The sequence below is a fragment of the Streptomyces sp. CoH27 genome, from assembly GCF_020181035.1.
GTDB classification, from domain to species: domain Bacteria; phylum Actinomycetota; class Actinomycetes; order Streptomycetales; family Streptomycetaceae; genus Streptomyces; species Streptomyces camelliae.
On the sequence record NZ_JAIQYY010000029.1, the window covers coordinates 35,406 to 48,024 of the forward strand.

Below are 12,619 nucleotides of genomic sequence, written 5' to 3' on the forward strand. Positions count from 1 at the left end.
TTCGGTCGTTCGGTGGATACCGGCCGGGTGGGGTGCTGGGGATGCTTCGGTCAGCCGGCGCGGCGGTGGTGCACCACCGTCGCCAGCGCGTCGGCGCTCTTGGCCCGGAAGAGGTCGCGGACCGTGACCCGCACCTCGAACCGCGCGCTGATCAGGGACACCGCGCGTGCCGCGGTGAGGGAATCACCGCCAATGGCCAAAAACTCGCTTCCTGTGTCCGGATCGCGGTCCGCGCCCAGCACTTCCCGAAAGATTCCGGCTATCTGCTGAGCGATCTCACGCGTGTTCGCTCCGAGTGCCGTACTCATGATTGAGCTCCACTTCCGCTGGTGTTTTCCGGCCGATCGAGAGAGAGTTCTGCGGTGGAATTCAGCCACCCCAGCCGCTGTCCTGCGTGGGAACGGCGAGCCGGGCCACCGCCGCGACCCGAGGGCCTTCACCGCCGGTGAGGTGGAGGACCGGGGCGGCGAACGCCGCGGCGGCGAGGAGAAGCGAGCACAGATGGATTCGCGCATACATGGGGGCTCAACTCCGAGGGGGGTGGGTTCTTTTCGGGTGCACCAACACTGTCGCGTGTAAGCCCTTTCGCGCCGACCGTCGCAGTGGTTCACCAAACTGCCAGGCAGGAAAACGAGGTGGGTACGCACCATGCCAACACCGGACATTCGTCACGTCGTGGGCGGTGGGCTGGTGCCAAATACCTCCGACAAACGGGAAAAGACTTCGAGGTGGCGTGCCCCGCAGACGTAGCCTGCTGCGCCGAGGAATGTTTCCCCGTCCGCCGGGAACCCGAGTCCCGGCCGTGCGGTCGTGTGACACCGCATGACACCGCATCCATGAAGGAGTCCTATGGGCAGTGACGTAGACGGATTACAGCCGGTGTGCCGGGACTGTCCCTCACTGTGTCCCTTCGTCCACCACGTGCTGCTGTCGTTGTCCGTCCATCGCGACCGATGCCCCGCCCTGGTGTGGCCCCCGCCCCCGCCCCCGTCCCTCCTCAGGGCCCTGCGCGGCCCGGCCCGCGCCGCGGCGTCCCTCGGCCGGTTCGTCCCGGCCGGGCCCGAGGCGGAGCACATGCGGTCGGTGTTCGCGACGGCCCTGAACACCCCGGTGAACGCTGCCTATTTGGGCCTGCCCGCCGCGGCCACCGAAGCCCCGACGTCCTGGGCCTTCGACGCCCCCGGCAGCATCCTGCTGATCGTCCTGCACGGCAGCCTCCTCGCCCGCCTCCATCCACCACAGCCGTCCCCGGCGCCCGACACCACCCTGTGGCTGCACACGATCGAGGTCCTCTATGTGCCCCCCAGCTACCGCCTGTCCCTCACCCACGGTCCCGCAGCGGCGCTCCTGCTGTGCCTGTCGTTCGACACGGCCCGGACTTCCGTGTGACGACATACGGCACCCGAGCGCGAATGACCTCCAGGTGGTGCGGGGTTGCTCAGCTCTCCTGCCGGATTTCCGACAGAAGCCACGAACGCCCGGCGTTCTTCGGGTGCTTACCCGTAAAGAGCTACGGCCGGCCAGTTCACTCGATGCGTCACGGCGTAACAGCGGTCGTAGGTACGAAGAAGAGCCGCCGGCCGTCGGTCAAGATGTTCTCGAAGCGGGCGTCGAAGGGCCGCGATCTGGACGCCCGAACACTCGTGCGGGTTCTGCGGGATGTACTCCGGGAACAGCGTGAGGCTCGCCGAAGACTGCTGGAGAGCCTCGATCCGGCAGCGTACTTCTTGCACCCGCCGGTGATACATCAGAGGGAAGGTGCGCCTGACCGATCTGGAACGGCGGCCGGAGAACGTTCGCTCCACGGCACCATGAGCGACCGGACGCGCGCCGCGGGACATGTCAGACCGCTTGACCCACGCCTCCAGCCGGACCCCCGCCCCTCGTACAGACCGTTCAGCAGACACCAGGGCGCGGGCTGCCGCCATCATCTCAGGCCCGGCGCCCCGACCTTGTCAGCGGACATCGCCCTCGTCAGCGACACCCCCGCCGAACCGCAGGCGGCTGCTTTGAGTAGCGTCTGTGCCGTGACAGACCTCGACGACCTCGTCCACCTCTGCCCGCCTCCGGCCGGCCCGCCACCCCCGGTGGACTGGGCGAAGGCCGAGCGCGCCCTCGCCACGGCCCTCCCGGCCGACTACAAGCAGCTTGTCGAGAGGTACGGCGACGGACTTTTCGACGAGACGGTCTGGCTGCTCGTCCCGGAGTCCGCCTACGACACCTGCGACCTGCACGCGCAGACCGCGGAACGCGCCGAGATCCTGGCGGGGTTGTGGGACATGGGCGAGGAGAAGCCCGCCCAGCTGGTGGAGCCGGGCGCGCGGGTTCTGCCGTGGGCGTTCGAGGAGGGCACGGGGGCGTTCCTGTACTGGCTGGTACGGCCCGGTCAGCACCCGGACGAGTGGACGGTCCTCTACAACGAGGGGCGCGGCCCGCTGTGGGAGCATCACGACATGGGATGCCTCGCCTTCCTGCTGGCGGTGCTCACGGGGACGGCGCAGACGGAGTACTTCGGCCACCTCTACGAAGTGCTGCAGCCGCAGGAACACCGCTTCGCGCCGGCCGACCAGCTGCTGAGGCCCAGCTGACAACTGTTTCTGGACCGCTGGGCCCGAACGCTCACGCTCCGGGCGGCACTCTCCCGCACGCGACAGACCCGCCGAAGCCCCTCCGGCGCTTCAGGCACAACCACACCTCTCGACTTTGGCATAGGACAAAGTGTTAGGGTCGACCCCGGAGGTGATTCCATGCGCATCAGTGGTACGACAGCGGGTGACATCGCAGGCAGTGTGCGGGACCTGGTCGCTTCGGGTGAGCTCGCGCCGCGGGCGGTGCTGCCACCGGTGCGGGCCCTCGCCGCCGAGCTGGGCGTCAACCGGAACACGGTCGCCCTGGCGTACCGGCGGCTCGTCGAGGCCGGGGTGGCCGAGACCCGAGGCCGCGGTGGCACGGTGATCGCGGCCGTACCGCAGCTCGCCCGTGAAGGCGTCGGAGTCGGCGGCACCCTGATCGACCTGGCCAGCGGCAACCCCGATCCGGAACTGCTGCCCGACCTCCTGGGCGCCGCGCGCCGCGGGCGCTACAGCCAGCCCCTGTACGGCATGCCCGCCGTCGACGCGGGGCTGGCCGAGTGGGCCTGTGCCGACTTCGCCGAGGACATCGAGCAGCCGTTCCGGACACTGGTGACGCACGGGGCGGTCGACGCCACCGAACGTCTCCTGAACGCCCACCTCGCCCGCGGCGATACGGTGGCGGTCGAGGACCCCTGCTTCCTGGCGAGCATCGGCACGCTGCGGCTGAACGGCTACCGGTCGGCCCCGGTCGAGGTCGACGGCGCCGGCATGCGCCCCGACGCCCTGCGAGCCGCCCTGGAACAGGGCGCCCGCGCGGTCGTCTGCACGCCACGCGCCCACAACCCGACCGGTGCGAGCCTCACCGCGGAGCGCGCGGCCGACCTTCGGGACATCCTGGCCGGCCACCCTCAGGTCCTGGTGATCGAGGACGACCACTTCTCGGCGGTGTCCGCGCGGCCGTACCACCGGATCACTCCCGCGACCAGCGCCCGTTGGGCACTGGTGCGCTCGGTGTCCAAGTTCCTCGGCCCGGACCTGCGCCTCGCCCTCGTCGCCGCCGACACGGAGACCACCGCGCGCCTGGAGGCCCGACTGAGCGCCGGCACCACGTGGGTCAGCCACCTGCTCCAGCACATCGCCCACGAACTGCTCCTCGATCCCGCCGTGCACGAACTGCACGAACGGGCCCGCGAAGCCTACGCACACCGCAGCAGCCTGCTCGTCGCGCGGCTGCACGCGCAGGGCATCGAGGTCCCCTGCCGGCCCGACGGGCTGAACGTATGGGTCGAGCTCGACGTCGACGGCCGGTCGGTGGTCGACGCTCTGGCACAGCGGGGATGGGCGGTACGCCCCGGCGCCCTCTTCGTCCGTGATCCGGCCACGCACCAGGGCGCCATCCGGATCACCAGTTCCACCCTCACCCGGCCGCAGGCCGAGGCATTCGCCGCCGAACTCGCCGCAGTCGTGGCGGACTTGCGCAGCGCGAACGGATGACCGCGACCTGTTCCCCCCTTGAAGGAGCCCTCATGTTCCGTGGCCTCAGTGCCTTCCCGCTCACGCCCACCGACGAGGACGGCATCGACGACACGGCGTACGCCGCGCTCGTCGCCCGGCTGGCGGCCGCCGGCGTGGACTCCATCGGCGCGCTCGGTTCCACCGGCGGCTACGCCTACCTCACCCGGGAACAGCGCGCCCACGCCGCGAAGATCGCGGTCGAGGCGGCCGAGGGCGTCCCCGTCATCGTCGGCATCGGCGCGCTGCGCACCTCGCACGTCCTGGCGCTGGCCGAGGACGCGCAGCAGGCCGGAGCCTCCGGAGTGCTGCTCGCCCCGATGACGTATCAGGCGCTCACCGAGGAAGAGGTGTTCGGCCTGTACGAGGACGTCACCCGCGAGCTGTCCGTACCGCTGTGCGTGTACGACAACCCGGGTACCACACATGTGCACTTCAGCGACGAACTGCACGGCCGGATCGCCCAGTTGCCGAACATCGGCTCGATCAAGATCCCGGGCGTGCCCGACGACCCGGCACAGGCCGAGGCCCGCGTCGACGCGCTGCGGGCGCTGATCCCGGACACCGTGACCATCGGCGTGAGCGGCGACTGGACGGCGGCCCGCGGGCTGAACGCCGGGTGCGACGCCTGGTACTCGGTCATCGGCGGTACGTTCCCGCAGGCCGCCCTCGCCCTCACCCGCGCCGCGCAGAGCGGTGACGCCGGCCGGGCGTCGCACCTGTCCGCCGACCTCGAACCGCTGTGGGCGCTGTTCCGCCGCTACGGCAGCCTGCGCGTGATGTCGGCCGCCGCGTCCCACCTCGGCCTGACGAGCGAGCCCAACCTGCCGCGTCCCCTGCGCGGGCTGGACGAGGCCGCACGACAGGACGTCGTCACCGCGCTGCACCACCTCGGACTCACCGCGTGAGCACGCGCGCCGGGAACCATCAGCACCATCAGCGCATCGCGGCCGGAGCGAACGAGGCCGGTGCGGCCGGCGTGCCGTCCGGCCCCCGCGCCCGCAAGGGCGGTCTGGCGCGCTACGTCGTCGCCGCCGCCCTGGCCCGCACCGCCGACGGGGGAGCGGTCGTCGCCGTCGTCCTGCTGGTCACCTCGTCGGGCGGTTCCGGCACGCTCGCGGGTGCGCTCGGTGCGTGCATCACGGCGCCGCACCTGCTCGGCCCCGTCGTCGCCCGCCCGCTGGACCTCGCGCACGACGGGCGCAAGGTCATCGCGATCGCATGCCTGTTGTACGCCGGCGCGCTGTCGGCGGGTGTACTGACGTTCACCCGTGTACCCGCGCTGGTGACCGCACTGCTGCTGGCCGCGGCCGGCACCTGCGGCCCCCTGCTGACCGGCGGCATCAGCAGCCGGCTCCCCGCCATCGTCGGAACGGAGCTGCGCACCCAGCGGCGCGCGCAGGGCTGGGACGTGGCCACGTACGGCATCGGCGGCACTGTCGGCCCGTCCCTCGTGGCCGCCCTGTCCGGCTGGGTCTCGCCCGCGGCGGCGGCGCTCGCGCTCGCCGCCGGGGTGGGTGTGGCGGCGGGCTGCGTGCTGCTTCTGCCGTTCGCCCCGCCGGCGCACGGCGGTGACAGGGCCGCAATCCTGAAGCCGGGGCCGACTCTCGCGCTGATGGCCCGTACCGGTCATCTCCGACGCACCGTCTACCTGACGATGATCGTCGCACTCAGCGTCGCCGCGCTGCCGATCACGGCCGTGCACCTGACGAAGATCCTCGGCGTCGCGCCGGCGGCCGCAGCCGTGCTGACCGCCGCCTACGGCCTGGGTAACCTCACCGGCTCCATAGCCGTCATGGTCTTTCCGCTCACGGGGAGTCCGGATCGGCTGATGCGCCGCCTGGCCCTCGGAGTTGTCGCGGGCCTCGTCACGGTCACCGTGAGTCCCGGCTTCCCGGTGTCGGTGGCGGCGTACGCGTGCACGGGCATCCTCAACGCGTTCTTCTTCGCCTCCACCCTGGCAGCTCGCACCGAGTACGCGCCGGCGGGTGCACGTGGCCAGGTCTTCATCTGGGTCGCGGCTTTGAAGATCACGTCCGGATCAGCGGGGACCGCGCTGGCCGGCTCCCTGACCGCAACGGACGTGCGGCTGCCCCTTGTTCTCGGCATCGTGGCCATCACCGCTGCCGTCGCGACCGCCGGTGCCGAAGTACGTCTCCGCCCGACGGCGGGCGAATCGCCATGAGAACGGTGCACATCAGCATCCGCGTCGGCTGTACTCCATCCGCATGAGGTGACCGTCACCCTGACGTGGCGGGCGTGCTGAACCCGGTCGACTGAGCGGCGCCGAACGGCCGGTGAGCACGACCTCACGGAGCCCTGCCCTGACGTGCGGGGCGGGCCCGACATGCCGCTCCGGGCGGACTCGGCCCGGCGGCGGCGAGGGCGGCACCGCTCGCGCTGATCTGCGGAGCCGGTCCACCTCAAGGGGCGTGCAAAGCAGACCGCGAGCCGCGACCACCGAGCAGCATCCGCGCCGAGGCGCCGGTCACCGGCACCACGCCCCAAGGCCACCTTCGCGTCGCCCTGTTGACCGCGGCCGCGGTCGCCGTCGCTGAGGGCCACGAGCTGCGCGGCACCGAACCGCGCGCCCTCGCCGACCTGTTCACCCTCCTCGCCGCTCACGGGATACGCCTCCAGGCCCCCGACTTCGCCGACCGTGTCCCCCACGGCCTGCCCCGCTCCCGCCCCGCGCGGACCGGCTCATGGGCCGCGCCGGGGCGTTCCGGTACCGCAGCAGGTGATCAGACGGCCAGACCGCTGATGCGGTACTGCATCACCCGGTAGTCCTGGTCGTCGTACCACTGGCTGACATTGATGTCGAAGTCGGCGAACGTGGACCCGGGGACGATGAAGCCGCCGTAGGGGCTGGCCACCGCGTTGCCGGACTCGTTGCCGGGAGTGGTGGGGACGATGATCGTCTGTTCCGGGGTGGTGAACAGGTTGCTGGTCGGAAGCGCGAGGACCTGTGCCCGGATACCCAGGGGATCCATGTTCAGCCAGGTCAGAGCGTACTTCCCGCCCATCGCGCGGAAGCAGATCTCGCCCCAGCGGCGGCGGGCGGTGATCGTGGTCGGGTAGTTGCCCCACGCCCAGGCGCCGTCCGCGTAGCCCCATGGCTCGTACGCCGCCGGGTTGCCGACCTGGTCCTGCCGGACGCGGTGCAGCAGCAGGTCGGAGTCGATGTCCCGGTTGAACGCGGTCGACAGGACATAGCAGTAGCCGTCGTCGGCCACCGCGTACGTCTTCTGCTGGAACTGGCCGCCGTACTGGCTTCCCGGCCACAGACACAGGTACTCCCACGTCTCGCCGTTGTCCGTGGAGCGCCAGAAGTCGGAGTGGTCGGTCTGGTAGAGGACGCCGCGCATCAGGTGCATGTACATCGTGTCACCGATGGTGAAGACGTCCGACGGGATGGCGGTCGTGTTGTTCTGGTGACTTTCCGGGACCAGGCCGACGGCGTGGGAGCCGCCCACGCTGTCGTCGATGACGAGGTGGTCCGGATCGGGGTGCCGTGCGCGCAGGCCGACCGGGGCCCGCCAGTCCGAGGCGCCGACACCCGCTCCGTCGAAGGTGTCGCCGCAGACGAACAGCATGGTGCCGTCGGGACAGGTGGCGGGGATGCCCAGATCCGTCCACGGCGCGGCGAACCGACCCGTCTCGTCGGGGTCCGTGAGGTTTCTGATCTTCATCCCGGTGATGGCGGTGGCCTGGGAGGTGGCGGCCGCCGCCGGCGGTGCGCCGGCGAGTGACCCGGCTGCCGCCGCCATGCCCACACCGGCGGCGAGCACCTGACGGCGGCTCGGGCCGCCGGCCCCGTCGGCGGGGGTGTGGATCGTCGTGCACCGTCCATGCTGAACTCCTCGCAATCGTGGGGGCGTTTGCTGGTTCCGCCTGTTCATGTGCACCACCGACGGGGCCGTACCACCGTTACAGCGCCACGTCTCCGCACAGGTGCACCTCGACGCCCAGCTCGGCGAAGAGGGCCGCCTTGGCGCGCAGCGCCTTGTCGGCCGTCTCCGCGTCGGGGGCGTAGGCCACGTTGAGGTGGTTGGCCCGGTGGCGGGCCATGAACTGGTCGCGGCCGACACCGTGCAGCACCGCGTGCATGATCGGCCACTGCGGGGTGGTGGCTTCCAGCCGGCGCCGGGTCTCCTCCTCGGGCAGCTCGATCGCGGTGGCCCGGCCGAGGTCGACATGCAGCCGGCTGTCCATCAGGAACACCCGCGACCAGACGATCTCGCCCGGCTTGGACACCCCGCTGAGCGTGCCGCCGCCGAGCGGGAAGTACATCGGGGGCTGCCGCATGCTGTACGACTTGTGGTAGCCGCCGTTGTGGGAGGCGGGCACCGAGCCGGAGATCTCGAAGACCCAGACGAACCGGCCGTCGTACTCCTCGCCCCAGCGGATGTCGTGCAGGGTGGTCGCCGGGTCGAGGCCCATCGCGGTCCAGATCCGGTTGGTGACCAGGGAGTCCACGGCGACACCCTCGTCCACCTCGTTGAAGTGCGGCAGCGGCGTGCCCGCGTACAGTTCGCGGGCGCCGTCGCGGCTGGACACCGGCGGACGCTGGACGTTGTTGAGCAGTCCCTCGGCGAGGTCGCTCGCCGGGACGGTGTCCTTCAGGCCTTGCTGGTACTGGATGCCGACCGCGTCGAGCCCGAAGTCGTCGGCGATGCGCAGCGCGGCTATGTACATCTTGAACTGGCTGAGCAGCTGGGCGTCGGTGAGTTCGGTGGCCTCGTCGGTACCGGTGTGGAAGGTCATGCCGGCGTGGTCGAGCCAGGCCCGGACCGCCTGCGCCTCCTCGTCCGGGACCCGGTTCATCTCGGCGACCAGGGCGCTCTGCGACAGGCGTTCCTTGTAGATGCCGAGGGGATTGAGCAACTCGTCGTCGATGATGGCGTTGTACATGCCCATGCAGCCCTCGTCGAAGACGCCGATGATCGCCTTCTCCTCGCGCAGCTGCCGGGCCAGGGCCGCGCCGAGTTCGGTCTCGGGGTCGTCGGGCAGGGGCGGCAACGGCCGGACGTGGCTGGTGTCGTGGGTGAGGGTGCCGGTCTCCAGCCAGGTGCGCAGGCCGTCGCGGGCCCAGTCGTCGGTGAAGTCGGCGCTCCACAGCACGGAGTAGTCGCTGCCGGCCTTGGTGAGGCTGCCGGCCAGGTTCAACAGGCCGACCAGGCCGGGGAATTCACCGCTCCAGTTGGCGACGACCAGGATCGGGCCCCGGTGGTCGCGCAGTCCGGCCAGCACATGGTGGCTGTACTGCCAGACACCTTCGACGACGATCAGCGGCGCCTCCCTTGGCAGGTCCTTGAACACCTCGATGCCGGCGCGCTGGCTGTCGAGGAAGCCGTGTCCCTTGGCCGCGTCGAAGGTGTGGCCGCGGCGGACCTGCCAGCCGAGGTCTGCCAGGGCCGCGGTGAGGTCGTTCTCCAGCTTCTCCTGGGTCGGCCAGCACGTGACGTTGGCGGCGGGGCGCAGGTCGCCGCTGGCCACGGTGTAGACGGTGCGCGGCTCGGCGGCAGCCGGGCGGCTCGGCACGGGCAGGGTGTACGCGGTCATGCGATCTCCGTTGGGGTGTGCGTATGACAGCCACCTTCCAGCCGACCGTTTCGGGTGGTGGTGGGCATAGGTCGGGGGCCAGGGGGCGGAGCCCCCTGGCGGGGTTCAAGGAGCGGAGCCTCTTGGCCTGGTCGAGGCCGAGCTCAGCGCTCCTGAAGCGGCGCCAGCGCATGCACGGTCGCCGACGTCTCCCGGTACAGCCGCCGGTAGAGGCCGTACAGCTCGTCGTAACGGGGTCTGAGCTCTCCCCGGGGCGTCACCGTCTCGCGCACCGGGTTCCAGTCGTCGATGTCGGCGTCCCCGACGAGCTGTGCCGCGAGCAGCGCGCCGCCGTAGCCGGCGCCGATGGTGATGGTGCGCATCTCCTGGGGGAGGCCGGTGATGTCGGAGACGATCTGCGTCCACAGGGCGCCCTGGGTGCCCCCGCCGACGGCGACCACGCGGCGGATGTCGCCGCCCGCCTCCTCGATGACCTCGATGTTGTGGCGGACCCCGAACCCGGTGGCCTCCAGCGCCGCCCGGTAGAGGTCGCCGCGGGTGTGGGACAGCGTGAGCCCGGCGATCACCCCACGGGCGTCCGGGTCCATGATCGGAGTACGTTCGCCGGAGAAGTACGGCAGCATCAGCAGCCCTCCGGCGCCGGGCCCCGACTCGGCGGCCAGACGGGTCAGTTCGGCGTGGTCACCGCCGGCGAACAGGTCGCGCAGCCAGTTGGTGACCGCCCCCGTGGTGGCCATGCCGCCCGCCAGGTTGCGGGTGCCGGGCAGGGCGCCGACCGTGCCCCACAAGGACGGGCTGGTGAGCGGCTCGGGCACGGTGTGGATCAGGAACATGGTCGTGCCGTACATGAGCATCAGATCACCGGTGTGCTGCGCGCCCACACTGAGGGCCTCGGCCCAGGCGTCGACGGTGCCTGTGGTGACGGGGATCCCGGCCGTGAGCCCTGTCGCGGCGGCGGCCTCGGCGGTGACGGTGCCGGCGGCCTCGCCGGGCCAGCGCAGCGGCGGCAGGTCGATGCCGGGCGCGACCTCGGCGGCCCAGGGGTCGTACCACCGGCCCGCGAGGGTGTCGTACAGCGGGGTGCACTGGCTGGCCGAGTGGTGGTCCAGCACATAGGCGCCGGTGAGTTTGCGGACCAGCCAGGAGCTGGGCATGTAGAGGCGGCGGGCGCGGGCGTACAGCTCGGGCTCCTGTTCGGCGACCCAGGCGATCTTCGGCCCGGCGGCCTGCGTGGTGAGCGCGGAGCCGCCCCTGCGGATGATCTCGTCGGCGCCGAGCCGTTCCTCGATGCGGCGGATCTGCTGGACCGAGCGGGTGTCGACGCCGTAGAGGATGGCCGGGCGCACCGGCGTGTCGTGCTCGTCGGTGAGCAGGACGCAGGGGCCCATGCCGCTGACCCCGACGGCGAGCACGGTGGAGTCGTCCCGGCCGGTCAGCTCACGGGTGAGTTCGGTGAACTCGCGCCACCACACGGCGGCGTCCATTTCGAAGCGGCCGGGGCCCGGCCTGTTCGTGGTGTGCTCGCGCACGGCCGAGCGGATCAGAGCGCCGTCGAGACCGACGAGAACGCCTTTGCTGCTCGATGTGCCGATGTCCACACCGATGACTGCGTTGCGAGGCATGACGAGCACGCTGGCAGAAATCGATTTCAGCGTCAAGGGTCTGTGCATACTCGCGTGTTGTGGCCGGGAAAGGCCTGCCCAAACGGTGCAAGCCGGATACAGCAGGGCTGAGCGTGCTCACTCCAGTCTCACCCCTTGACACCCCCAGGGACCCGTCCTGCGTTTCGCTGAAATGGATTTCACAGGGTGCGTGGCCCGCGTCGGGCGCGCCCCGCATCCACCTTCCGAGGGCACAGACACGATGACGACTTTTGGACTCGACGGCATCTCCCGCAGGACGCGTGCCGTGAGCCGTTCCATCAGCGCCGAGAACTTCACCGGCGCCAAGGGTGGCGGCGGCCGGGCCACCGAGGGCACCGGAGCGGTCGCCGCGAGCAGGCTGGGACCGGGCTGGAAGATCTCCCCGAGCATCGACATCGCCGCGGGGGAGACCGCGGTACTCGCCGACATCGAGGGGCCGGGCACCGTGCGCCACCTGTGGTGCACCACCGACCCGCACACGGCCTGGCGCGGCACCCTGCTCCGGATGTACTGGGAAGGGGAGGAGGCCCCGGCCGTCGAGGTCCCGCTCGGCGACTTCTTCTGCAACGGCTGGAACACCTTCAGCCAGGTGTCGTCCGTGCCGGTGGCCGCCAACCCCAACGGCGGCTTCAACGCTTACTGGCCCATGCCGTTCCGCCGCCGGGCCTGCATCACCCTGGAGAACCTGACCGCGGAGAAGGTCACCCTCTACTACCAGGTCGACTACGAGCTGGACGAGGTCGCCGACGACGCCTCCTACTTCCACGCCCAGTGGCGGCGCAGCCACCCGGTGCCCTACGGCAAGGTGCACACCCTGCTCGACGGGGTCACCGGCGCCGGCAGCTATGTGGGCACCTACCTCGCCTGGGGCGTCAACAGCCCGGGCTGGTGGGGCGAGGGCGAGCTGAAGTTCTCCCTCGACGGGGACGACGAGTTCCCGACGATCTGCGGCACCGGCACCGAGGACTACTTCGGCGGCGCCTGGAACTTCGACGTCCCCGGGCAGGGTTACACCGCCTACACCACGCCCTACCTGGGCCTGAACCAGATCCTGCGCCCCGACGGGCTCTACCGCAGCCAGCAGCGGTTCGGGATGTACCGCTGGCACATCCTCGACCCCGTCCGCTTCGCCCAGGACCTGCGCGTCACCGTGCAGAGCCTCGGCATCGGCCCCGGCCAGGGCAACGGTCTGCCGCACCGCTACCGGCACACCAGCGACGACATCGCCAGCACCTCGCTGTTCTACCTGGACGCCCCCAGCTCCGCCTCCCGTCCCGCCACGCCGGACCTGCTGACCCTCGAAGTCGACTGACCGCCAGGCCCGCA

Annotated in this window: 12 protein-coding genes; 7 read left to right on the top strand and 5 right to left on the bottom strand. The window is 70.9% G+C overall.

The window, feature by feature from the left end:
• Nucleotides 1-50 precede the first annotated feature (50 nt).
• Both LE548_RS36715 and LE548_RS36720 read right to left on the bottom strand, forming a co-directional pair.
• Entirely contained in the window at nt 51-308 is a 258-nt protein-coding gene (locus tag LE548_RS36715; protein ID WP_225101371.1) for an acyl carrier protein, read from the bottom strand.
• A 61-nt stretch (nt 309-369) separates the two neighbouring features.
• On the bottom strand, nt 370-519 hold the full coding sequence (locus LE548_RS36720; protein ID WP_225101372.1) for a hypothetical protein: 150 nt from the start codon (nt 517-519) through the stop codon (nt 370-372).
• A 402-nt stretch (nt 520-921) separates the two neighbouring features.
• Here LE548_RS36720 and LE548_RS36725 point away from each other — a divergent pair, with 402 nt between their 5' ends.
• The 6 genes from LE548_RS36725 to LE548_RS36755 all read left to right on the top strand — a co-directional run bounded on the left by LE548_RS36725 (nt 922) and on the right by LE548_RS36755 (nt 6,872).
• Nucleotides 922-1,389 (top strand): hypothetical protein, encoded by a 468-nt coding sequence (locus LE548_RS36725; RefSeq protein ID WP_225101373.1) that lies wholly within the window; start codon nt 922-924, stop codon nt 1,387-1,389.
• A gap of 638 nt (nt 1,390-2,027) precedes the next feature.
• Nucleotides 2,028-2,588, top strand: a complete 561-nt coding sequence (locus LE548_RS36735) for a hypothetical protein (protein ID WP_225101374.1) — start codon at nt 2,028-2,030, stop codon at nt 2,586-2,588.
• 159 nt (nt 2,589-2,747) lie between these two features.
• Nucleotides 2,748-4,067: an aminotransferase class I/II-fold pyridoxal phosphate-dependent enzyme gene (locus LE548_RS36740; protein ID WP_225101375.1), complete on the top strand. Its 1,320-nt coding sequence runs from the start codon at nt 2,748-2,750 to the stop codon at nt 4,065-4,067.
• A gap of 32 nt (nt 4,068-4,099) precedes the next feature.
• Nucleotides 4,100-4,993 carry a dihydrodipicolinate synthase family protein gene (locus tag LE548_RS36745; RefSeq protein WP_225101376.1) on the top strand — a complete coding sequence of 298 codons (894 nt, stop codon included), beginning with the start codon at nt 4,100-4,102 and terminating at the stop codon, nt 4,991-4,993.
• On the top strand, nt 4,990-6,270 hold the full coding sequence (locus LE548_RS36750; protein ID WP_225101377.1) for an MFS transporter: 1,281 nt from the start codon (nt 4,990-4,992) through the stop codon (nt 6,268-6,270). The genes LE548_RS36745 and LE548_RS36750 overlap by 4 nt, the downstream gene beginning before the upstream one ends.
• Nucleotides 6,271-6,614: 344 nt before the next feature.
• Nucleotides 6,615-6,872: a hypothetical protein gene (locus LE548_RS36755; RefSeq protein ID WP_225101378.1), complete on the top strand. Its 258-nt coding sequence runs from the start codon at nt 6,615-6,617 to the stop codon at nt 6,870-6,872.
• Here LE548_RS36755 and LE548_RS36760 read toward each other — a convergent pair.
• The 3 genes from LE548_RS36760 to LE548_RS36770 form a co-directional block, all read right to left on the bottom strand.
• A complete protein-coding gene (locus tag LE548_RS36760; protein WP_225101379.1) occupies nt 6,830-7,855 on the bottom strand; it encodes a DUF4185 domain-containing protein in 1,026 nt (341 codons plus the stop codon). The two genes, LE548_RS36755 and LE548_RS36760, sit on opposite strands and share 43 nt — an antisense overlap.
• 160 nt (nt 7,856-8,015) lie before the next feature.
• Nucleotides 8,016-9,650 (bottom strand): fucose isomerase, encoded by a 1,635-nt coding sequence (locus LE548_RS36765; protein ID WP_225101380.1) that lies wholly within the window; start codon nt 9,648-9,650, stop codon nt 8,016-8,018.
• Between the two features lie 143 nt (nt 9,651-9,793).
• Complete coding sequence (locus tag LE548_RS36770) at nt 9,794-11,272, bottom strand: FGGY-family carbohydrate kinase (RefSeq protein WP_225101381.1); 1,479 nt, start codon at nt 11,270-11,272, stop codon at nt 9,794-9,796.
• A gap of 286 nt (nt 11,273-11,558) precedes the next feature.
• On the opposite strand from LE548_RS36770, the gene LE548_RS36775 reads away from it, so the two are divergent.
• Complete coding sequence (locus tag LE548_RS36775; protein ID WP_225101382.1) at nt 11,559-12,605, top strand: glycoside hydrolase family 172 protein; 1,047 nt, start codon at nt 11,559-11,561, stop codon at nt 12,603-12,605.
• Nucleotides 12,606-12,619: the final 14 nt, after the last annotated feature.

Bases quoted from the DNA above. Each gene is read 5' to 3' on its own strand.
- LE548_RS36715 (WP_225101371.1), bottom strand. From the start codon at position 308: ATGAGTACGGCACTCGGAGCGAACACGCGTGAGATCGCTCAGCAGATA.
- LE548_RS36720 (WP_225101372.1), bottom strand. From the start codon at position 519: ATGTATGCGCGAATCCATCTGTGCTCGCTTCTCCTCGCCGCCGCGGCG.
- LE548_RS36740 (WP_225101375.1), top strand. From the start codon at position 2,748: ATGCGCATCAGTGGTACGACAGCGGGTGACATCGCAGGCAGTGTGCGG.
- LE548_RS36745 (WP_225101376.1), top strand. From the start codon at position 4,100: ATGTTCCGTGGCCTCAGTGCCTTCCCGCTCACGCCCACCGACGAGGAC.
- LE548_RS36760 (WP_225101379.1), bottom strand. From the start codon at position 7,855: ATGGCGGCGGCAGCCGGGTCACTCGCCGGCGCACCGCCGGCGGCGGCC.
- LE548_RS36765 (WP_225101380.1), bottom strand. From the start codon at position 9,650: ATGACCGCGTACACCCTGCCCGTGCCGAGCCGCCCGGCTGCCGCCGAG.
- LE548_RS36770 (WP_225101381.1), bottom strand. From the start codon at position 11,272: ATGCCTCGCAACGCAGTCATCGGTGTGGACATCGGCACATCGAGCAGC.